Below are 21,504 nucleotides of genomic sequence, written 5' to 3' on the forward strand. Positions count from 1 at the left end.
GACTCCGACCGACTCCGATCGGCCGGGTGCTCCCGGGGTGACCCCCGGGAGCGCTCAGTCGTCCAGTCGTGCGAGCAGCGCCACCGGCCGGTCCGCGAAGAGTTCCGCGAGCTTGAGCTCCGTCTCCGGGCCGCCGGTGAACTCCCTTACTCCGTCGAGGAGATCGCCCCAGCGGCCCACCGGCAGGACCAGCTCCGTGTCCTGCCAGCCACCCGCCTCCGCGAGACGCAGCGAGAGCCGGGTCACGGCGGTGATCACCGCGCCGGAGCGGGCGAAGGCCAGGCAGTGCGCGGCGGCCGGGCCCTCGGCCGTCAGCGGGACGTACGTGCCCGTGGCGCCGAAGGCCTCCGGGCGCTCCCGGCGCAGCCGCAGCGCCGCCCGGACCAGGACCGTCCTGTCGTCCTCCGGGCCGATCGCGAACGGGGCGCGGTTGTCCGGGTCGACGAGCGCCCGGTACTCCCGCTCCGTGTTCTGGTACAGCTCCGGCACCCCCGGCATCGTCAGCTGCACGAGTGCCGCCCCGAGCGCGTGGGCGCGGATGTGCGGCTCCAGCGCGAAGGCCGCCTCCGAGGCCGACCGCAGCGGGATCCGGCCGGGACCGGCCGCCGTGAACTCGGTCACCGCCCGCTCGTACGCGGGGTCCGGCTCGGTCCAGCTCGTCCGAAGTCCCGCCTCCCGCACGGACTTGAGGATCGCCGGGCCGAGCCGGTCCGCGTCCGGGGCGCCGAAACCGAAGGCCGTCTGCCAGGCCGTCCACGCCAGGTGCGGATCGGGCGCGCGCACCCCCGCGACCTCCGTCAGGAGCGCCGCCCACACCTCGGGGCACTGGGCGAGCACCGCGATCGCGGCCCGCACGTCCGCGCTGCGCTTGGTGTCGTGCGTGGACAGTACGGTCCCGGTGGCCGGCCAGTCCCGGGCGATCCGCAGGCAGTACGCGTGGAACGCGTCGACCGGGACCGCCGGACACCCCGCCTCGCCGCCCACCTCGTTCGCCGAGAGCAGCGGCGTGTACCGGTAGAAGGCGGTGTCCTCCACGGACTTGGCCCGCAGCGCCGAGGAGGTCTGCGCGAACCTCGCCCGGAACGCCCGGTGTTCGGGCCCGTCGCCCAGCGCGCCGAGCGCCAGCTCCCCTACCAGGTCGACGGCCGAGGCCTCCTCCGGCACGGCGAACGCGGCCTTCGCGCCCCGCGCCGCCGCCGGGGTCAGCACCTCCTCGCCGCCCGTCCGGTAGGTGCGGTAGACCGGCACCCGGACGAGCAGCTCACGGATCGCGGTCCGCAGGGCCCAGGGTGCGTGATCGCGCAGCGCCGGGTCGGCCGCGCAGATCCGCTCCGCGATCCGGGTCAGCGCGGCCGTCTCGGCGGCCAGGTCGTGCGTCACCACCTCGTACGCGGCGCGCCGCGCCGTCGCCTCCCAGTCCCCGCCCCGGTCTCCGGCGCAGCCGGTGAACTCGCGGTACAGGTAGGCCAGTTCGTCGGAGCCGGCCGGGTCGGTGAGGACGCCCTCGATCCGGCGCAGCGCGTCGTACCCGGTGGTTCCCGCGACGGGCCAGGCGGCGGGCAGCGTCTCCGCTCCCGTGAGGATCTTCTCCACCACCGTCCAGCAGCGCCCGCCGGTCGCCGCCGCCAGGTCCTCCAGATACCCCTGCGGATCCGCGAGCCCGTCCGGATGGTCGATGCGCAGCCCCTCGACCACCCCGTCCGCCACCAGCTCCACGATCTTCGCGTGCGTCGCCGCGAACACCTCGGGGTCCTCCACCCGTACCCCGATGAGCTCCGAAATGGTGAAGAAGCGACGGTAGTTGAGCTCCGTGCGGGCCAGTCGCCACCAGGCGAGCCGGTACCACTGGGCGTCGAGCAGCTCGTCCAGCGGCAGCCCCTCGGTGCCCGCCCGCAGCGGGAACTCCTGTCCGTCGAGGTGCAGGGCCCCGTCCGAGACCCGCAGCCGGTCCCGCACCTCCGGGAGCCGAGCGGGCAGCAACGGCAGCAGCAGCCGGCCGTCCCCCGCCGTCCAGTCCACGTCGAACCAGCGGGCGTACGCCGAGTCCGGGCCCTCGCGGAGCACGGACCGCAGCGCGTGGTTGTGCCGCGGGTCGGCCGCCATGTGGTTGGGGACCAGGTCCACGACCAGGCCGAGGCCGTGCGCCCGCGCGGTCGCGGCCAGGGCCCGCAGCCCCTCCTCGCCGCCCAGCTCGGCCCGTACGGACCGGTGGTCGGTGACGTCGTAGCCATGGGTCGAGCCGGGCACCGCCTCCAGGACGGGCGAGAGGTGCAGATGCGAGACCCCGAGCCCGGCGAGGTACGGGACGGCCCGCTCGGCGGCGGCGAACGGGAACTCCGGCTGGAGCTGGAGCCGGTAGGTGGCGGTGGGGAGCGCGGACAGGGCCGGGAGGGAGGTCATGCGAACGTACGTACCCCGCGCGGAGGCTTCTGTGTCATCACCCCATGCACCCGTTCGGGTGCATCGCACTACGTTCGCGGGATGCTCCGCATGTACCGCGAGACGTTCTCGCTGCTCGGGCCGGTCCTGCCGACCGTCTCCTTCCTCGGCCGGCTGCCCACCGCCATGTGCCAGCTCGGCAGCCTGCTCCTGGTCGCCGAGACCAGCGGATCCCTCGCCACGGCCGGGCTCGCGGGCGGCGCGCTCGCGGCCGGACAGACCGTCGCGGGACCGGTCATCGGCCGCCTCGCCGACCGGCACGGCCAGCGCGGCGTCGTCCTCGCGGCCTCCCTCGCCAACGCCGTCGCCGTGGCCGCCCTCGTCCTCGCCGCGCTCGCCCACGCGGGCACCGGCTGGCTGGTGCTGCTCGGCGCGCTCGCCGGGGCCACCGTCCCCCAGGTCGGGCCGCTCGCCCGGACGCGTTCGGTGGCCCTCGCCCGCCGCGCCGGCGCGGACGACCGGACCGTCGGCGCGGTCCTCTCCTTCGAGGGCACCCTCGACGAGGTGTCCTTCGTCCTCGGCCCCGCCCTCGTCGGCCTCGCCGCCGCCCTCGCCCACCCCGCGGCCGCGCTCCTCGTCGCCGCGCTCCTCCTCGTCGTCTGCGGCTCCGCCTTCGCCCTCCATCCCACCGCCCGCGCGAGCACCGGCACGGCCACCCGTACGGACGCGGCCGAGCGGGCGCGGCTGCCCCGTTCGGCGTACGCGCTGCGCGGCACGATGGTCCTCCAGGGCGCGATGTTCGGGGCCTCGCAGGCCGGGATCACCGCGCTCACCGAGGAGCTCGGCGCGCCCGCCCAGGCCGGGCTCGTCTACGCGGCGATGGGCGTGATGAGCGCCACCGTCGGTCTCTCCCTCGCCGCCCTGCCCGCCCGCATCGGGCTCACCACCCGCTGGCGCGCGGCCACCGCCGGACTCGTCGTCCTCTCCGTACCGCTGCTCTTCGTCGGCTCCCTCGGCGCGCTGTACGCGGTCGTCGTCGTCCTCGGCGCCGCCTACGCCCCGCACCTGATCACGGTCTTCGGGCTCACGGAGCGGACCGTGCCCGCCGCCCGGCTCGCCGAGTCCATGGCCTTCCTGACCAGCGGGATCGTCGGCGGCCAGGCCCTCGCCCTCGCTCTCTCCGGCCGCCTCGCCGAGGGCCACGGCGCCCCCGCCGCCTTCGCGGTGGCGGTGGGCGCGGCCGTGGCCTGCGCGGTGCTCTCCTGGACGGTGCGGATGGCGGCTCCCGTACGGGAGCTCAGGCCGGTCGCCGCAGGACCGTCAGACTGAGCGGCGCGAGCGTCACGCGCTCGCCCCCGGTCAGCTCAGGGCCCTCCTGCGGCGGCATCCCCTCCGGGTCGGAGGTGTCCACCACCACCCGCCAGTAACGGCCGTGACTGTCCGGCACCACGAACTCCAGCTCTTTCGCCGAGGCGTTGAACATCAGGAGGAAGGAGTCGTCGGCGATCCGCTCGCCCTGTGTCCCCGGCTCCGAGATGGCGTTGCCGTTCAGGAAGACCGTCAACGCCTGCGCGTGCGCCGCCTGCCAGTCCCGCGACGTCATCTCCTCGCCCTCGGGCGTGAACCAGGCGATGTCGGTGAGCTCGTCGTGGGTGCCCTCCACCGGACGCCCGTGGAAGAAGCGGCGCCGCCGGAAGACCGGATGCTCCCGCCGCAGCCGCACCATCGACCGGGTGAAGCGCAGGAGCGTGGCCTCCGCCTCGCTGTTCCCCTTCGGCCACCGCACCCAGGACACCTCGTTGTCCTGGCAGTACGCGTTGTTGTTGCCGCCCTGCGACCGCCCGAACTCGTCGCCGTGGCTCAGCATCGGCACGCCCTGCGACAGCATCAGCGTGGCGAGGAAGTTGCGCATCTGGCGGGCGCGCAGCTCGGTGATCCCGACATCGTCGGTCTCGCCCTCCGCACCGCAGTTCCACGAGCGGTTGTAGCTCTCGCCGTCCCGATTGCCCTCGCCGTTGGCCTCGTTGCGCTTCTCGTGGTACGAGACGAGGTCGCGCAGGGTGAAACCGTCGTGGCAGGTCACGAAGTTCACCGAGGCGAGCGGGCGCCGCCCGTCGTCCTGGTAGAGGTCGGACGAGCCCGTGAGCCGGGAGGCGAACTCGGCGAGCGTGCGGGGCTCTCCCCGCCACAGGTCCCGCACGCAGTCGCGGTACTTGCCGTTCCACTCGGTCCACAGCGGGGGGAAGTTGCCCACCTGGTAGCCGCCCTCGCCCACGTCCCAGGGCTCGGCGATCAGCTTCACCTGGCTGACCACCGGGTCCTGCTGCACGAGGTCGAAGAACGAGGAGAGCCGGTCCACCTCGTGGAACTGCCGGGCCAGGGTGGCCGCCAGATCGAAGCGGAAGCCGTCCACGTGCATCTCGGTCACCCAGTACCGCAGGCTGTCCATGATCAGCTGGAGCACGTGCGGGGAGCGCATGAGCAGCGAGTTCCCGGTGCCCGTCGTGTCCGTGTAGTACCGGGGGTCGTTCGAGAGCCGGTAGTACGAGGGGTTGTCCAGGCCCCGCATGGAGAGCGTCGGGCCCAGGTGGTTGCCCTCGGCCGTGTGGTTGTAGACCACGTCGAGGATGACCTCGATGCCCGCCTGGTGCAGCGCCCGCACCGCCGACTTGAACTCCAGGACCTGCTGGCCCCGGTCGCCCCAGGACGCGTAGGCGTTGTGCGGGGCGAAGAAGCCGATCGTGTTGTAGCCCCAGTAGTTCGAAAGGCCCGCGTCCACCAGCCGGTGGTCGTTCACGAACTGGTGGACGGGCATCAGTTCCAGGGCCGTGACGCCCAGTTCCTTCAGATGGCCGATGACCGCCGGGTGCGCGAGCCCCGCGTACGTCCCGCGCAGCTCCTCCGGCAGGTCCGGGTGGAGCATCGTCAGGCCCTTCACATGGGCCTCGTAGATCACGGTGTGGTGGTACTCGGTGCGCGGGCGCCGGTCGTCGCCCCAGTCGAAGTACGGATTGACCACGACCGAGGTCATCGTGTCCGGAGCGGAGTCGAGGTCGTTGCGCGCGTCCGGCCGCCCGAACGGGTAGCCGTACACCGACTCGCCCCAGCGGACCTGCCCCGACACCGCGCGCGCGTAGGGATCGAGAAGCAGCTTCGCCGCGTTGCAGCGGAGCCCGCGCTCGGGGGCGTACGGGCCGTGGACCCGGAAGCCGTACCGCTGCCCCGGCATCACGCCCGGCAGATAGGCGTGCCGGACGAAGGCGTCCGTCTCGCGCAGCTCCACCGCCGTCTCCGAGCCGTCGTCGTGGAGCAGGCACAGCTCGATCCTGTGAGCGGCCTCCGAGAAGACCGCGAAGTTGGTTCCCGCTCCGTCATAGGTGGCGCCCAGGGGATACGCCTGTCCCGGCCAGACTTGCATGGATGACTCTTCCTCTTCTGTCCGGGTTTAGGTGGTGTTTCTTCGGCCAGATCCTGCCCGAAAGAGGCGCAACCTCCTAGGACTTCGCCCCGTCCTACCGGGTGACCATGCACCAAGAGGGGGAAAGAGGGGGAAGTGTGTACGAAATAGCACGCCGCCACCTGGGGAAGGTGGTGGCCGGCGCGGCCATGGCGGTGACGGGAACCGCCGTCGCGGTCGCGATCAGCCTGCCGGGCAGCGCGGGGGCGAACGGGGCCGCGGGAGCCGCCGGAACCGCGGGACCCGGAGTCGCGGGGTCCGCCGGAGTCGCCGGATCGGTCGGGGCCGCGGGATCCGCCGGTGCGTCGACGGGGGACGGTTCGGCCGGTGCCACCGGCCAGGGGGAGCCCGGCGCCCAGGCGCCTGCCGCCGTGCCGCCGCCGGCGACCGTCGCCCCGGCGCCGGCCGAGGGGGAGAAGGGCATCGGCTCCGACCCGCTCACCGACGACGAACTCACGAGGGCCGAGTCGCTGGCGCTGACCCCGCCGGCCGCCGCCGCCCAGCAGGACGTCGAGGGAGGGCGCGGCCCGCAGCACCTGGGCACCGTGCTCGCCGACCCGGCACCGGGGGACGGCACGCGCCGCGCCGAGGTCCGCTTCTACGACTACGCCAAGGACGAGCTCGTCACCCGGACCGTCAACCTCGGCACGGGGAAGGTCGAGAGGTCCGCCGCGCAGCGCGGCGTCCAGCCCTCCGCCCACCCCGAGGAGCTGCGCGAGGCCCTGGAGCTCATCCTCGCGAGCCCGCTCGGCCAGGGCGTCAAGGAGGACTACCAGGACGCCACGGGCAAGGCGCTCACCACCACCGGGCAGCTGTGGTTCAACGGCGACGTCTACCGCCCCTACCGCGAGGCGAACGTGCCCGCGCGGCTCGCCGACTGCGGCGAGCACCGGTGCGTCCGGCTCGTCACCAAGGTCGTCAACGGGGCCTGGATCAACACCCGGAACCTCATCGTCGACCTCTCCGCGAGGACCGTCACGCGCGTCGGCTGACCACCGCCGCACCCGGTTCCCGCGTTCCACGACATCTCCGTACGAGGGAGTACGTTCCCATGTCCACCCAGCGCACCACGCGCACCCGCCGGAGGGGCGCCGTCCTGACCGCGGCCGTCCTGCTCGGCACCGCCACGGCAGCCGCGGGACCCGCGACTGCCGCACCCCGCCCGCCGGCGCCGACCACCACACCCCGCCCGCCGGCCCCGACCACCACACCCCGCCCGCCGGCCCCGACGACCACGCCGCGCCCGCCCGCCCAGCCCGCCTGCTCGGCCGCGTACCGCATCACGCAGAAACTCGAAGGCGGCGCCGTCTGGAACATGTGCTGGCGCTACCACACCGACGCCGGACTCACGCTCGACCACGTCACCTACCAGCCGCCCGGCGGTGCGCCCGTCAAGGTCCTCACCAGCGCCCGGCTCGCCCAGATCCACGTGCCGTACGACGACGGCGCCGCCGAGTACGACGACCTCACCGGCGCCGGCTTCGGCTGGGGCCTGCAGGACCTCAAGCCCGCCGAGTGCCCCGGCGGCACCCTCTCCACGATCAAGGTGCCCGAGGTCGGCCAGGTCAAGGGCCTGTGCACCACGACCAGGGCCCGCGGCCACGCCTACCGCATGGCCAGCGACGGCGGCGACAAGGTGTACCAGGTGCAGGGCAAGGACCTGCTCGTCTACACCGTGAACAAGGTCGGCTGGTACGAGTACATCTCCGAGTGGCGCTTCTCCGCCGACGGCACCATAGGCGCCAACGTCGGAGCCACCGGCAGCCTCTCGCCCGTCGACTACAACGCCACCGACGGCCGCGGCTGGCCCATCGGCAAGGGCGCCCGCGCCTACGCCACCAGCCACGCCCACAACGTCTTCTGGAAGCTCGACTTCGGGCTCGACGGCTCCACCAAGGACCGGATCGAGCAGTTCGACTCCACCGTCACCGCGCCGCCCGCCAACGGCGGCGGACCGACCGTGAAGACCAAGCGCACCGCCGTCACCAAGGAGCTCGCCGGCGACGCCAGGAACATGCGCTGGTGGCGGGTGGTCAGCGGCACCGGCAAGAACGCCGACGGCCACGCCCGCTCGTACGAGATCGTGCCCGGCCACACCTCCACCCACGCCGGCCGCGGCTTCACCAAGCACGACGTGTACTTCACCCAGTCGCGGGCCTGCGAGCAGTTCGCGAGCAACAACATCGGGAACTGCGGGACCAACGCCGGTGACAGCGTGGACAAATGGGTCAACGGCGAGACCCTGACCAAACCGTCGGTGTGGGTCAACATCGGGTTCCACCACATCGCCCGGGACGAGGACCAGCAGCCGATGCCGGTCCACTGGCAGGGCTTCCAGCTCGCGCCCAGGGACGTAACCGCTATGAATCCGCTCACTCCGGCCGATCTCGCCTCCCAGAACGGCCAGCCCGATCTGGGGAGTTGAGCGAGCAGCCTGACGATCCTGCTGCACCGCCTCCCGCTCGCGGAGTACCCTTCCTTGATCGTTGTCGGAGTGGTCGAAACGGGCTTCCAGGAGCAGAAGAAGGCGGTGCGCGGGTGAGCTCGGGAGGTCTGGAGCTGCCGCCAGGTGACGCGGGGCGCGAGGGAGGCCCGGCCGACGCCGCCGAGGTGCCGCCCGGCACGGTCGCCCCGCCCGGCTCCGCGGTCCCGCCGGGGATGACCGTCCCGCCCGGGACGGTCTCCGTGGCCCGGCCGGTGGAGATCGGCGCGGAGCTCGACTGGGGCGCCGAGGCCTGGGGCGAGGTACGCACCCGCGCCCAGCGCGCCGGGCGCGCCTACATCTGGCTGAACCTCGTCGAACAGCGGCTGCGGGCCGTGGTCGCGGCCGTCCTGCGGCCCGTGTACGAACCGGTGCACGGCGAGGAGTGGGTCGTGGCCGCGGCCGGACCCGCCGGCCAGGAGTGGGTGCAGCGGGCCGTCGCCGTGCGCGAGGTCTCGCGGCGCAAGGGCTATCTGCTCGACCCGGCCGACGACAACGTCCTGAGCTTCCTCACGCTGCCGCAGCTGCGCGAGCTGATGGTGCAGCACTGGCCCTGCTTCGAGCCCTACTTCGACGACCGGCGCGAGGTCGAGCTCGCCCTGGACGAGCTGGAGGTCACGCGCAACGTCGTCTCCCGCAACCGGGCGCTCTCGCTGACGGTCCTCGCCCAGTCCGAGCGGGCGTCCGCGCGGCTCCTGGAGATCCTCGGCAGCGGGGCCGGGGTCCCGTCCGCCGACCGGCTGCCCGTGGACGCGGTCGAGGAGCTCGTCGGCGACCGGTACGCGGACGTGGTCTCCGTCCACCCCGACCGGGTGCGGCTCCAGCGGCAGCTGCCCGCCGAGGACCTCTTCGGCGGGGCCCGACGCCTCGACGCCACCGGCATAGGCCTGAATCTGCTCGTGCAGAACTTCTCCGGGCGCCGCATGGTCCGGCTCGCGGAGTCCGGCTGCCGGACGCGGCTGCTGTTCCTCAACCCGGCGAGCAGCGCCGTCAAGCGGCGCGAGCGCGAACTCGGCCTCAAGAAGGGCGAGCTCAGCCGCTCCGTCGAGATGAACATCCTGCACATGCGGCGGGTGCGCTCGAAGCTGCGCGACCCGGGTGCCTTCCAGATCCACGTCTTCGACGAGACCCCCCGCTTCACCGCGTACCTGGTGGACGGCGACGGCCCCGACGGGGTGGGTGTCGTGCAGTCCTACCTGCGCAAGGCCCGCGGCATGGAGGCCCCGGTCCTCGTCCTGCGCGGCGGCGGCCGGAGCGTGGTGCGCCACGGTCAGCAGGGCGCCGACGGCGAACACGGACTTTTCGAGACGTACCGGGAGGAATTCGAGTCCGTCTGGCTCGACTCTCGTCCCGTCTCCTGACCACCGCCCAGCGGCGTTGTCAGTGGTGCGTGCGAGGGTGGTCACCACCACGGGGGAGATCACGTAAGGAGGACCCGATGGCTTGGCATGGGGAACCACTGGTCGGCTTCGACCTGGAGACGACCGGCACCGACCCGCTGGAGGCCCGTATCGTCACGGCCTCGATCGTCGGCTTCCACGAGGGACGGGTCGTCCGGCAGCGCGACTGGCTCGCCGACCCCGGCATCCGCATCCCCGAACAGGCCTCCGCCATCCACGGCATCAGCAGCGAGCGGGCCGCCGCCGAGGGCCGCCCGGTCCGGGAGGTCGCCAACGAGATCGCGGAGACCCTGACCGGGTACTGGAACCAGGGCGTGCCGATCGTGGCGTACAACGCCTCCTTCGACCTGACGCTGCTCTCCGCCGAGCTGCGCCGCCACGGACTGCCGTCGCTGAGCGAGCGGCTCGGCGGGGCCGGCATCGGACCCGTCGTCGACCCGTACACCATCGACCGGGCCGTCGACCGCTACCGGCGCGGCAAGCGGACCCTGGAAGCGGTCTGCGGCGAGTACGGCGTCGTCCTCGAAACCGCCCACGAGGCCGCCGCCGACGCGCTCGCCGCCGTCCGGGTCGCCGTCGCGATAGCCGAGCGGCACCCCGAGGTCGCCGGGATGGATCCGGGCGAACTCCACGAGCGGCAGATCGTCTGGTACCGCGCCTGGGCGGAGAACTTCCAGGCCTTCCTGCGCCGCAAGGGCGACACGGAGGCGGTCGTCGACCCGGTCTGGCCCCTGCGCGGCGCCGTGCCCGTCCCCTTCTAGGGCCTGTCCGACCCTGATCCGCCGGACAGGCTCCAGCCGTTCTCCTTGAGGAAGGAGAGCAGCAGGTCGTTCACCTTCTCCGGCTGGTCCAGCTTCGCCGGGTGGTACGCCTCGGGGCCGCCCTCGGGACGGTCCGAGGCGCCGAAGCCCCGCAGCGTGGGGACGACGCACCGGAAGACCGCCGCCGTGAGGGCCGGGACCTGGTGGCGCCACAGCCGGTGGCTGTCGGGGAAGCCGTGCACGAGCAGCACGGCCGGTCCCTCACCGCTCACCTCGACGTCGAGAGTCACCTCGGACAGTTCCACCCGCGCCCAACACCCCGTTCGATCGGCCCGGTTCGACGGGGCTCATGATGTCAGAACGGGTACCAGCGGACCTCCGGGTCGCCGTCCCGCAGCGAGCGGACCCGCCGCTCGAACTCGGCCAGCGCCTTCGGGTTCGTCGGCGCGTGCTGGGCCACCCACGCGCAGCTCGCGGTCTCCCGCGCGCCGCGCAGTACGGCGCACCCCTCCCACTCCCGCACGTCCCAGCCGTACGCCTCGGTGAAGGCGTCATGGGCGGCCGGGTCGAGGCCGTAGCGGTCCCGGGAGAGGGCGAGCACCACGAGGTCGTGCTCGCGCAGATCGGAGGAGAAGGTCTCCAGGTCCATCAGGACCGGGCCGTCCGGGCCGACGAGCACGTTCCGGGGGAGGGCGTCGCCGTGGATCGGGCCCGGCGCCAGATGCGGAGTGAGCGCGGCGGCCGCCGGGGCGAAGGCGTCGCGCCGCTCCCGGAGGAAGGCCGCGTCCGCCGGGTCGATCGCCTCGCCCGCGAGCCGCAGCCACCGCTCCACCCCGCCGAGCAGCTCACGCCGGGGAAGCGTGAACCCCGCCGGCTCGGGCAGGGCGTGCACGGCCCGCAGCAGCGGCGCCAGATCGCGGGGCTCCGCGGGCCGGACCGGATCGGGCAGCCGATGCCAGAAGGTCACCGGGTGGCCGTCGACGAGCCGCGGCTTCTCCTCGGCGGCCCGGGGCGCCGGCACCCCCGCGTCGGCGAGCCATCCGGCGAGGGCCACCTCACGGCCGGCCCGCTCGAACAGCTCGGCGTCCCTGCCGACCTTCACCACCAGGTCGCCCACGGCGAAGACCGCGTTCTCCCCGAAGGCCAGCAGCCGCGCCTCCGCGACCGGCAGCCCCGCCGCCGCCAGGATCTCCCGCGCCCGCGCCTCGTCCATCGACCTCTCCCTACCTGTGCGTTTGAGCCAAAGTCTCCCACCAGGTCAGGGGTGGCGTGCAGGTCACCTTGACGGCCCGACGGCCCGTCAGCACCATGACGGGGTTCCCACCGGCGCGGCAGCGGCAGACGGGGGTCGGATCGATGAGCTCGGCGACCGCGACGAAGCGGCCGGGCGGGACGCGGACACCGCGGACCGTCCGCACGACACGCCCCCGGGGGCCCGACCTCGGCGCCTGGTTCCTGGTGCTCCCGGCGCTCCTGCCGATCCTCGTCCTCAGCGTCGGCCCGCTCCTCTACGGCATCGCGCTCGCCTTCACCGACGCGCAGTCCGGCCGCACCCAGGCCACCCGCTGGATCGGCACCCTCAACTTCCAGGACCTGCTCCACGACACCCTCTTCTGGGACTCCTTCCGCATCGGCCTGGTCTGGGCCGTCGGCGTCACCGTCCCCCAGTTCCTGCTCGCCCTCGGCCTCGCCCTCCTCCTCGACCAGAAGCTCCGCTTCCGCTGGCTGGCACGGGCGCTCGCGATCGTCCCCTGGGCGATGCCCGAGGTCGTCGTCGGCATCATGTGGCGGCTCGTCTACAACCCCGACGCCGGCATCCTCAACGAGACCCTCCGCGACCTCGGCCTCGGCCAGGGCCACGACTGGCTCTCCGGGCTCGCCACCGCCCTCCCCGCCGTCATCGTCGTCGGTGTCTGGGCCGGCATGCCCCAGACCACCGTCGCCCTGCTCGCCGGCCTTCAGAACACCCCGCGCGAACTCCACGAGGCCGCCGCCCTCGACGGCGCCGGAGCCTGGCGCCGCTTCCGTACCGTCACCTGGCCCGCGCTGAGGCCGGTGGCCCTCGCCATCACGGCGCTCAACCTCATCTGGAACTTCAACTCCTTCGCCCTGGTGTACGTCCTGACCAGCGGCGGACCGGGCGGCCGGACCCGGCTCCCCATGCTCTTCGCCTACGAGGAGGCCTTCCGGTACGGCCAGTTCGGCTACGCCGCCGCCATGGGCTGCGTGATGATCGCCGCCGTCTCCGTGCTCACCGCCCTCTCCCTCGTACGCCGGCTGAAAGGGGACCAGGACCGGTGAGCGCCCTCCGGACGAGCAGACCCGCGCGGATCGGCCAGTACCTCGCCCTCCTCGCCTATCTGGCCTTCCTCGCCTTCCCCTTCCTCTGGCTCGTCTCCACCGCCTTCAAGCCCGCCCCCGAGCTGGCCTCGCTGCACCCCACCTGGATCCCGGAGGAGCCGACGCTCGCCAACTTCCGGCAGGCGTTCGACGAGCAGCCGCTGCTCAGGGCGGCCGGGAACAGTCTCGTCGCCGCGCTCGCCGCGGCCCTCATCGCGGTCGTCGTCGCGACCCCGCTCGCCTATGTGACCGCCCGCCACCGGGGCCGGCTCGCCACGGCCGCCACCGGCTGGGTCGTGATCAGCCAGGCCTTCCCCTTCGTCCTGGTGATCATCCCGCTCTTCCTGATCCTCAAGAACCTCCACCTGATCAACAGCGTCCCCGGCCTCGTCATGGTCTACGTGGTGTGGTCGCTGCCCTTCGCGCTCTGGATGCTCATGGGATACGTGAAGGCCGTCCCGGCCGAGCTGGAGGAGGCCGCGGCCGTCGACGGCGCCGGCCGGCTCCGTACCCTCGTCTCCGTCACCGCCCCGCTGCTCGTCCCCGGCATCGTCGCCACCGCCCTCTTCGCCTTCGTCACCGCCTGGAACGAGTTCTTCTTCGCGCTCGTCCTGCTCAAGACCCCCGAGAAGCAGACCCTGCCGGTCGTCCTCACCCACTTCCTCGGCGCCGAGGGCGTCGCCGACCTCGGCCCGCTCGCCGCCGCGGCCTTCCTCGCCACCCTGCCGTCCCTCGTCGTCTTCGCCTTCCTCCAACGCCGCATCACCGGCGGCATGCTGGCCGGGGCGGTGAAGTCATGAGACGACGGCTCCTCACCCTCACCGCCGCGCTCGCCCTGCTCCTCACCGGCTGCGCCGGTGGCGGCGAGCGCCCCGACGACGGCGTCGTACGCCTCCGCTTCCAGTCCCTCGCCTGGCAGAAGGAGTCCGTCGACGCCAACAAGCAGCTCGTGGCGGAATGGAACGCCGCCCACCCCGACGTCCAGATCGACTACGTCCAGGGCAGCTGGGACTCCGTCCACGACCAGCTCCTCACCTCCTTCGAGGGCGGCGAGGCGCCCGACATCATCCACGACGCCGCCGACGACCTCGGCGACTTCGCCTACGGCGGCGACCTCGCCGATCTGCGCCCGCTGCTCTCCGCACGGCTGCGCGCCGACATCCCCGCCCGCAGCTGGGAGACCACCACCTTCGGCGAGGGAATCCACGGCGTCCCCTTCCTCCAGGAACCCCGTGTGATCATCGCCAACCGGAAGATCCTGGAGTCCTCCGGCGTCCGCGTCCCCACCCCCGAGAAGCCCTGGACCTGGAGCGAGTTCCGGCAGGTCGCCCGGGACCTCACCACCTTCATGGGACCCGACCGGTACGCCGTCGCCTGGCCGCTCAAGGAGCCCGTCTCCGTCAGCCTCAACCTCGGGGTGTCGGCCGGCGGCAGCCTGTTCCACCGGGGAGCGGACGGCCGGATCACCGTCGACTTCACCGAGGCCGACGCCGTCGTCACCGGCACCGTCCACGACCAGGTCGTCGTCGACCACACCGCCCCGCGCACGACGCTCGGCAGCGGCGGATCCGACACCCTGCCCGGCTTCTTCGCCGGCAAGTACGCCATGGTCCCGCTGGGCTTCGCCTACCGGCAGCAGATCGCCCAGCAGGCTCCCAAGGGCTTCGCGTGGACGGTGCTGCCCGCCCCGGTGGGGAGCGAGGGGCTCGCCCAGGGCGTCTCCCCGCAGACCCTGTCGATCGCCGAGGACAGCCCGTACAAGAAGGAGGCGGCGGAGTTCCTCGACTTCTTCCTGCGGCCGGAGAACATGGTGCGGCTCGCCCGCGGCGACTGGATGCTGCCCACCGGCACGGCCGCGCTCGCCGACCCCTCCCTGCACACCGCCCGCGACGGCTGGGCGACCGGCGCCGAGGTCGCCGAGCGGCTGCGGCCGGCCCCCGCGCAGGGGGTGCGCGGATACCCGGAGTGGAAGGACAAGGTGGCGACACCGGCCTTCCAGGAGTACTACAGCGGGGCCATCGGTGCCGCCGAGCTGCGCCGGCGGCTGGTGGAGGACGGCAATCGGGTCCTCGCCCGCTATCAGCGCAAATGATGGATTCGTCATTACGAAACCTTGTTGAATAAGTCACAGATGGGTGAAGGGTCTTCTCCAGGATCGCTCCCATCGGAGAGTGTTCGAACCGGCCACCGTGCCGCCCCCCACGCGGCGCGGTGGCCGACCTAAGGTGAACCCATGGCGAAGACATACGCGGCCCTGCTCCGCGGCATCAACGTGAGCGGGCACCGCAAGGTCCCCATGGCGGAGCTCCGGTCCGTCCTCGAAGGCCTCGGCCACCGGAACGTCCGCACGTACCTCCAGAGCGGGAACGCCGTCCTCACCACCGACGGGAACGCCTCCGACGCCGAGCTCACTGCCGAGCTGGAGGACGCGATCGAGCGCCGATTCGGCTTCCACGTCGACTGTCTGGTCCGCGACGGCGACTACCTCGCGGCCGTCGTCGCGGCCTGCCCCTTCCCGGCCGCCGAGCTCGAGGGCAAACAGCTCCACGCCGTCTTCTACTCCGGCGCGGCCGAGCCGGAACGCTTCGCCGCGATCGACCGGGAGGCGTATCTGCCGGAGGACTTCGCCCTCGGCGACCGCGTGCTCTACCTCTACGTCCCCGAGGGCCTCGGCCGGTCGAAGCTGGGGGACGTCGTCTCCCGCCCCGCCGTCGTCAAGGGACTCGTGGCCACCGCCCGGAACTGGAACACGGTGGTCAGACTCGTCGAGATGACCCACGAGGACTGACGACCGAGTGGCCCACCCCGAGGGCTCGGCATTGGCCCAAGGTGACGGGCCACCCGCTGGCTAGATTCAGCTGCATGACGACGAGCACCGCGACCGAGCCCCGCACCGAGCCCCGTACCACCGTCGACTTCTTCTTCGACCCCGTCTGCCCCTTCGCCTGGATCACGTCCCGCTGGATGCTGGAGGTCGAACGCCACCGGCCGATCGACCTCCGCTTCAAGGTCATGAGCCTGTACTTCCACAACGAGGGCAACACCCTGCCCGACTGGTACCGCGAACTCGTCGACGCCTCCATCGGCCCGGTACGCGTCGCGGCAGCCGCCGCCGAGCGGCACGGCGAGGAGATCCTGCGCCCCCTCTACACCGCCTACGGGACCCGCATCCACGAGAAGAAGCAGAAGGACTTCGACACGGTCGTCGCCGAATCACTCACCGAACTCGGCCTCCCCGCCGCACTCGCCGCCGCCGCCCACGACCCGGCGTACGACGAGGCCGTCCGCCGCAGCCACGACGCCGGCAAGGACCCCGAGGCCGGGGGGTACGTCGGCACACCGACGATCCACGTCGACGGCACGGTCTGGTTCGGCCCGGTCCTCCGGGCGATCCCGCGCGGCGAACGCGCCGCCGAACTCTTCGACGGCTTCCGCGTCCTGGCGGCCCACCCCGACCTCTTCGAGCTGAAGAGGACCCGCACGGGCGGTCTCGACTTCGACTGACGATCCCGAGCGGCACGCCCTAGATGGCCGCCGCGGCCATCCGCTCCGAGGCGCGTACGGCGCCGTCGTACCGCTCCACGAGGAGCGCGGCCAGTTCGGGGGAGGGGCCGAGGACGTCCGCGAGGACGTCCGCCCCGGCCGCGCCGGCGGCGATCCGGTCCGGGAGTCTGCCCGGGGCGATCACGTACGGGGCGACGGCCACCCGGCGGACGCCCGGATCGGTACGGAGGAGCCGGACGGCGTCCTCCGTGCGCGGGAGAGATGCGGAGGCGAAAGCGGGCCGCACGGAGCACCAACCGGTGCGCCGCAGCTCCCGCGCCGTTTCTGCGATCACCGCGATCGCCTCCGGGTCGGTGGAGCCCGCCGAGGCCAGGACGACCCCGGTCGCGCTCTTGTCGCCGGGCGTGAGCCCGGCCTCGTACAACCGCCGCTGCACCGCCGCGATCAGCAGCGGCGACGGTCCGAGGACCTCCGCCTGCCGGATCCGCAGTTGGGGCGGCGCCTGCCGCAGGACGGCGGGGACGTCGGCCTTCGCGTGGAAGGCCCGGGTCAGCAGCAGCGGCAGCGCCACCACGTCCCGTACCCCGTCGGCGGCGAGCCGGTCGAGGACCCCGATCACCGAGGGCAGGTTGAAGTCCAGGAACGCCGTCTCCACGCGCAGCCCCGGCCGCAGTGCACCGGCCCGGCGCACGAGCGCCTGGACGGTCGCCGCGTGCCGCGGGTCGCGGCTGCCGTGGGCGATGACGAGGAGGACCGGCCTGTTCATGGGGTGGCTCAGCCCTTCGCCAGGAGGCCGCGGCGGCGCAGCACCGCACGCTCCAGCGGGCTGAAGATCAGCAGGTCGATGGCGACGCCGACGACGAGGATCAGGATGATCGCCAGGAAGATGCCGGGCATGTCGAAGTCGTTGCGGCCGTTCTCCAGGAGCTGGCCGAGACCGAGGCCCAGCTCGGGGGAGGAGGCGATGATCTCCGCGGCCATCAGCGAACGCCAGGAGAACGCCCAGCCCTGCTTCAGGCCGGCGAGGTAGCCCGGCAGCGCGGCCGGCATCACGATGAACCAGGCGCCCTTGACGCCCGTCGCGCCGAGCGTCTGGCCGGCCCGCAGATAGAGCGGCGGGACCTGGTCGACGCCGGACACGAGACCGTTGGCGATCGACGGGACGGCGCCCAGCAGGATCACCGCGAACATCATGCTGTCGTTCAGGCCGAGCCAGAGGACCGCCGGCGCCACCCAGGCCACCGAGGGCAGCGACTGGAGACCCGAGAGGATCGGGCCGATGGCCGCGCGCACGAACGGCACGCGCGAGACCAGCAGACCCAGCGGGGTGCCGATCGCGAGCGCGAGGAGGAAGCCGAGCAGGGCCCGGGAGACGCTCGTCCAGAGGACTTCTAGGAGCGTGCCCTCCAGCCACATGGTGGTCAGGCTGTCCCACACCGCGGACGGGGCGGGCAGCTTGTAGTCGTCGGTGACCTTCCCCCACACGAGGAGCTGCCAGACCACGAGGACCAGCGCGACCGCGAGGAGCGGCGGGAACACCTTCTTGAGGAGGACCTCACGGAAGGGGGTCCGCCGGATCTGCACGCTGTCCAGTGCGTCCAGGCCGGCCTCCAGGCCGGCGAGGTCGTCGGCCCTCCGTGCCCTCGGCGTCTCTGGAGTGGCTTCAGTGCTGGCCATGACGGCGGATCTCCCCACGGAGTTGCTCGGTGATCTCGAGGGACAGTTCGGCGACGTCGGCGTCCTCGATGCGGCGCGGCTGCGGAATGTCGATGGTCCACTCGTGGGCGATCCGGCCCGGCCGGGACGAGAGGAGGACGACGCGCTCGGCCAGCCGCACGGCCTCGCGGACGTTGTGGGTGACGAAGAGGACCGACACCTTCGTCTCCCGCCAGATCCGGGTCAGCTCGTCGTGGAGCACGTCCCGGGTGATGGCGTCGAGCGCGGCGAACGGCTCGTCCATCAGGAGCAGGTCGCTGTCCTGGGCGAGCGCCCGGGCCAGCGCGACCCGCTGGCGCATGCCGCCGGACAGCTCGTGCACCCGCTTGCCGTACGAGCCGCCGAGCCGGACGAGGTCGAGCAGCCGCTCGGCCTCGGGGCGCCGCTCGGTCTTGGGCACCCCGCGCAGCCGCAGGGCCAGTTCGATGTTCTTGCCCGCGGTGAGCCACGGGAAGAGGGCGTGCTCCTGGAACATCAGGGCCGGCCGGCCACCGGGGGTCTCGATGGACCCCGCGGACGGCCGGTCGAGCCCGGCGACCAGGTTGAGCAGCGTGGACTTGCCGCAGCCCGAGGCCCCCAGGAGGGTGACGAACTCGCCGGGGGCGACATCGAGCGAGATGTCGTCGAGGACGAGCTGTCCGCCGGCGGGTCCGCCGAAGGACTTGGAGACATGCGCGATACGAGCGGCATGGGTCACCGCCGCACGGTCCTCGGCCTTGGCGAGCGTCGCGGTCGTGGCCATGGTCGTCACCTCCTGGTGAAGCTGAACTCGGGCTGCTGCACTGGTGTCTGACGCCTGGCTACTTCACGCCGAGACCGGCGTCGGAGACCTCGGGCTTGCCCGCGGCCTTCAGGACCTTGTTGAGGGGCTTCAGGTCGTAGATCCCCGTGAGCTCGGGCTGCTCCAGGAGACCGGTCTTCACCGCGTGACCGGCCTGGGCCTGGAGCGTGGCCGCCAGCGGGTCGTCCGTGAACTGGATGGACGGCCACGCGGCGTCGATGACCTTCGCGCCCAGCGCCTTGCCCGAGAGGTCCTTCAGCTTGGCGTTGGCCGAGGCCTTCGCCTTGTCCGGGTTGGCGTTGATCCACTCGGTGGTCTTCACCGCGCCGCGCAGGAAGGCCTCGACGACGTCCGGGTGGGCCGTGAGGAACTTCTGCGACACGATGATGTTCGTGATGACGAACTTCTTGTCCGGCCACAGGTCGGACTCGTCGAGGAGGACCTTCGCCCCGTCGCTGACGAGCTTGGAAGCGGTCGGCTCCGGCACCCAGGCGCCGTCGATGGAGCCCGACTTGAAGGCGTTCGGCGTCGTCTTGTTGTCCGTGCGCACCACCGCGACGTCGCCCTTGCCGCTCGCGGAGTCGACCTTCCAGCCCTTCTCCGCGATCCAGTTGAGGAAGGCGACGTCCTGCGTGTTGCCCTTCTGGGGCGTGGCGATCCGCTTGCCCTTGAGGTCGTCCAGGGTCTTGATCTTCGCCGGGTTCACCACGAGCTTCACGCCGCCGGAGGCCGAGCCGCCGATGATGCGGAGGTTGGAACCCTTGCTCTTGACGTAGCCGTTGATGGACGGCGAGGGGCCGATGAAGCCGATGTCGATCGAGTCCGCGTTCAGCGCCTCGATCTCGGACGGGCCGGCGTTGAACGTGGTGGACACCAGCTGCGTGCCGCCCAACTCCTTCTGGAGGAAGCCCTCCTGGTCGCCGACGAGCGCCGTGGCATGCGTGAGGTTGGGGAAGTACCCGAGCCGTACGGTGTCGGCGGAGAGCTTCGCGCCCACGGCAGCCACCTTCTTCTCGTCGCTCTTGGCCTGGGAGCCGTAGCCGCAGGAGACGAGTGCGCCGATCAGCAGTGGCAAAACGGTGGCGGTGGTGAGGCTGCGGCGCAGGGTGGTACGGGTGGTGGCAGGCACGGGAAGGAGTCCCCTCGATTCAACTTCTGCGAAGTCTGCGTCTATGTCGTTCGGGGTGGAGCGGGTGGAGCCGGCGTGCACCGCTCGCGCGGTGCGTCGAGACCGGCGCGCAACATCGCGCCACACCTCCCTGGCCCGTCCCGAGGGTGCCGCCGCCCACGCGACCACCCTCCTTGGCGAAGGTGGCGTAGATGTCCTGGAACATCAGAAGTCCCACCCCTCCTCGTCCTCGACGGCCGCGACGGCCTTGCCGGTGGCGAAGGACTCGCCCGCCATGCCGGCCGCGAGGGTAGTGCCGTCCGCCGGGTCGATCAGCAGGAAGGAACCGGTACGGCGGGAGTCCGCGTACGCGTCGAGCGCGAGCGGCTCGGCGGTGCGCACGACGACCCGGCCGATGTCGTTGGCGACCAGCTGCCCGGGGTTCGGGTGCTGGGACAGGTCGTCCAGGGTCAGCCGCGACGGGATGTCCTTGACGATCGCCTTGACCGTGCGGGTCGTGTGCTTGAGCAGGACCCGCTGGCCGACGGTGAGCGGCTGGTCGGCCACGTGGCAGACCGTCGCCTCGATGTCCTGGGTGGTCGCCGGGGCGTCACCGACCGGGGCGAGCAGGTCGCCGCGCGAGATGTCGATGTCGTCGGCGAGCCGGATCGTGACCGACTGCGGGGCCCAGGCGATGTCCACCGATTCGCCGAGGGCGTCGATCCCGCTGATCGTGGAGGTCTTCCCGGACGGCAGGACGGTGATCCGCTCGCCGACCCGGAAGGCACCGGCCGCGATCTGACCGGCGTAGCCCCGGTAGTCGGGGTGCTCGGCGGTCTGCGGACGGATCACGTACTGGACGGGGAAGCGCGCGTGGCAGGCCGTCAGGTCGTGGCTGACCGGGACCGTCTCCAGGTGCTCGAGGACCGTCGGGCCGCCGTACCAGTCCATGTTCGCGGACGGCTCCACGACGTTGTCGCCGGCGAGCGCCGAGATCGGGATCGCGGTGATCTCCGGGACGCCGAGCTCGGAGGCGTACGTCGTGAACTCCTCGGCGATCGCGGCGAAGACGGGCTCGGCGTAGTCGACGAGGTCCATCTTGTTCACGGCCAGGACCACGTGCGGGACGCGGAGCAGGGCGGCGACGGCGGCGTGTCGGCGGGTCTGCTCGACCACGCCGTTGCGGGCGTCGACGAGGACGACGGCCAGCTCGGCCGTCGACGCGCCGGTCACCATGTTGCGGGTGTACTGCACGTGCCCGGGGGTGTCGGCGAGGATGAAGCGGCGGCGGGCGGTGGCGAAGTAGCGGTACGCCACGTCGATCGTGATGCCCTGCTCGCGCTCGGCCCGCAGACCGTCGGTGAGGAGCGCCAGGTCGGGCGCCTCCTGGCCGCGCTTGAGGGACGCGGCCTCGACGGCCTCCAGCTGGTCGGTGAGGACCGACTTGGAGTCGTGGAGGAGACGGCCCACCAGGGTGGACTTGCCGTCGTCGACGGAGCCGGCGGTGGCGAAGCGCAGCAGGGTGGTCGCCGAGACGTCGGCGAACTCGGCGAACTGCTCGGTCGTGCTCGTCATG

The 21,504-nt window shown here is 72.3% G+C and carries 19 protein-coding genes; 10 read left to right on the forward strand and 9 right to left on the reverse strand.

Features of this window, described 5'->3' with window-relative positions:
* Window positions 1-54: 54 nt before the first annotated feature.
* Complete coding sequence (gene treY / locus ACWFR1_RS21340; protein WP_453553406.1) at window positions 55-2,400, reverse strand: malto-oligosyltrehalose synthase; 2,346 nt, start codon at window positions 2,398-2,400, stop codon at window positions 55-57.
* A gap of 90 nt (window positions 2,401-2,490) precedes the next feature.
* On the opposite strand from treY, the gene ACWFR1_RS21345 reads away from it, so the two are divergent.
* On the forward strand, window positions 2,491-3,708 hold the full coding sequence (locus tag ACWFR1_RS21345) for an MFS transporter (protein WP_453553526.1): 1,218 nt from the start codon (window positions 2,491-2,493) through the stop codon (window positions 3,706-3,708).
* Here the strand turns inward: ACWFR1_RS21345 and glgX are convergent.
* Window positions 3,677-5,797 (reverse strand): glycogen debranching protein GlgX, encoded by a 2,121-nt coding sequence (gene glgX, locus ACWFR1_RS21350; protein ID WP_453553408.1) that lies wholly within the window; start codon window positions 5,795-5,797, stop codon window positions 3,677-3,679. The two genes, ACWFR1_RS21345 and glgX, sit on opposite strands and share 32 nt — an antisense overlap.
* Window positions 5,798-5,934: 137 nt before the next feature.
* On the opposite strand from glgX, the gene ACWFR1_RS21355 reads away from it, so the two are divergent.
* The 4 genes from ACWFR1_RS21355 to ACWFR1_RS21370 all read left to right on the forward strand — a co-directional run bounded on the left by ACWFR1_RS21355 (window position 5,935) and on the right by ACWFR1_RS21370 (window position 10,479).
* Window positions 5,935-6,828, forward strand: a complete 894-nt coding sequence (locus ACWFR1_RS21355) for a Tat pathway signal sequence domain protein (protein ID WP_453553410.1) — start codon at window positions 5,935-5,937, stop codon at window positions 6,826-6,828.
* Window positions 6,829-6,887: 59 nt separating this feature from the next.
* On the forward strand, window positions 6,888-8,261 hold the full coding sequence (locus ACWFR1_RS21360; RefSeq protein ID WP_453553412.1) for a copper amine oxidase: 1,374 nt from the start codon (window positions 6,888-6,890) through the stop codon (window positions 8,259-8,261).
* 113 nt (window positions 8,262-8,374) lie between these two features.
* On the forward strand, window positions 8,375-9,679 hold the full coding sequence (locus tag ACWFR1_RS21365; RefSeq protein ID WP_453553414.1) for an SAV2148 family HEPN domain-containing protein: 1,305 nt from the start codon (window positions 8,375-8,377) through the stop codon (window positions 9,677-9,679).
* A 77-nt stretch (window positions 9,680-9,756) separates the two neighbouring features.
* Window positions 9,757-10,479, forward strand: coding sequence for an exonuclease domain-containing protein (locus ACWFR1_RS21370; protein WP_453553415.1), 723 nt, complete (start codon window positions 9,757-9,759; stop codon window positions 10,477-10,479).
* Here the strand turns inward: ACWFR1_RS21370 and ACWFR1_RS21375 are convergent.
* Entirely contained in the window at window positions 10,476-10,784 is a 309-nt protein-coding gene (locus tag ACWFR1_RS21375) for an alpha/beta fold hydrolase (RefSeq protein WP_453553417.1), read from the reverse strand. The two genes, ACWFR1_RS21370 and ACWFR1_RS21375, sit on opposite strands and share 4 nt — an antisense overlap.
* A 50-nt stretch (window positions 10,785-10,834) precedes the next feature.
* Entirely contained in the window at window positions 10,835-11,692 is an 858-nt protein-coding gene (locus ACWFR1_RS21380) for a phosphotransferase enzyme family protein (protein ID WP_453553419.1), read from the reverse strand.
* Between the two features lie 143 nt (window positions 11,693-11,835).
* Here ACWFR1_RS21380 and ACWFR1_RS21385 point away from each other — a divergent pair, with 143 nt between their 5' ends.
* The 5 genes from ACWFR1_RS21385 (at window position 11,836) to ACWFR1_RS21405 (ending at window position 16,323) form a co-directional block, all read left to right on the forward strand.
* Window positions 11,836-12,780, forward strand: a complete 945-nt coding sequence (locus ACWFR1_RS21385; protein ID WP_453553421.1) for a carbohydrate ABC transporter permease — start codon at window positions 11,836-11,838, stop codon at window positions 12,778-12,780.
* Window positions 12,777-13,619: a carbohydrate ABC transporter permease gene (locus ACWFR1_RS21390; RefSeq protein ID WP_453553423.1), complete on the forward strand. Its 843-nt coding sequence runs from the start codon at window positions 12,777-12,779 to the stop codon at window positions 13,617-13,619. The genes ACWFR1_RS21385 and ACWFR1_RS21390 overlap by 4 nt, the downstream gene beginning before the upstream one ends.
* The gene (locus ACWFR1_RS21395) at window positions 13,616-14,911 is read left to right on the forward strand and encodes an ABC transporter substrate-binding protein (protein ID WP_453553425.1); all 1,296 of its coding nucleotides are present in this window, start codon (window positions 13,616-13,618) and stop codon (window positions 14,909-14,911) included. Before ACWFR1_RS21390 ends, ACWFR1_RS21395 begins: the two co-directional genes overlap by 4 nt.
* Before the next feature lie 141 nt (window positions 14,912-15,052).
* The gene (locus ACWFR1_RS21400) at window positions 15,053-15,607 is read left to right on the forward strand and encodes a DUF1697 domain-containing protein (RefSeq protein ID WP_453553427.1); all 555 of its coding nucleotides are present in this window, start codon (window positions 15,053-15,055) and stop codon (window positions 15,605-15,607) included.
* Window positions 15,608-15,681: 74 nt separating this feature from the next.
* Complete coding sequence (locus ACWFR1_RS21405) at window positions 15,682-16,323, forward strand: mycothiol-dependent nitroreductase Rv2466c family protein (RefSeq protein ID WP_453553429.1); 642 nt, start codon at window positions 15,682-15,684, stop codon at window positions 16,321-16,323.
* A gap of 19 nt (window positions 16,324-16,342) precedes the next feature.
* Here ACWFR1_RS21405 and ACWFR1_RS21410 read toward each other — a convergent pair whose 3' ends face one another.
* The 5 genes from ACWFR1_RS21410 to ACWFR1_RS21430 all read right to left on the reverse strand — a co-directional run bounded on the left by ACWFR1_RS21410 (window position 16,343) and on the right by ACWFR1_RS21430 (window position 21,503).
* Complete coding sequence (locus ACWFR1_RS21410) at window positions 16,343-17,089, reverse strand: sirohydrochlorin chelatase (protein ID WP_453553431.1); 747 nt, start codon at window positions 17,087-17,089, stop codon at window positions 16,343-16,345.
* 8 nt (window positions 17,090-17,097) lie between these two features.
* Complete coding sequence (locus tag ACWFR1_RS21415; RefSeq protein ID WP_453553433.1) at window positions 17,098-18,000, reverse strand: ABC transporter permease; 903 nt, start codon at window positions 17,998-18,000, stop codon at window positions 17,098-17,100.
* Window positions 17,987-18,781, reverse strand: coding sequence for an ABC transporter ATP-binding protein (locus ACWFR1_RS21420; protein WP_453553435.1), 795 nt, complete (start codon window positions 18,779-18,781; stop codon window positions 17,987-17,989). The genes ACWFR1_RS21415 and ACWFR1_RS21420 overlap by 14 nt, the downstream gene beginning before the upstream one ends.
* A gap of 58 nt (window positions 18,782-18,839) precedes the next feature.
* Window positions 18,840-19,949, reverse strand: coding sequence for an aliphatic sulfonate ABC transporter substrate-binding protein (locus ACWFR1_RS21425; protein WP_453553437.1), 1,110 nt, complete (start codon window positions 19,947-19,949; stop codon window positions 18,840-18,842).
* Window positions 19,950-20,153: 204 nt separating this feature from the next.
* On the reverse strand, window positions 20,154-21,503 hold the full coding sequence (locus ACWFR1_RS21430; protein WP_453553439.1) for a sulfate adenylyltransferase subunit 1: 1,350 nt from the start codon (window positions 21,501-21,503) through the stop codon (window positions 20,154-20,156).
* Between the last annotated feature and the right edge of the window lies 1 nt (window position 21,504).

The organism is Streptomyces sp. NPDC055103 (genome assembly GCF_053607625.1).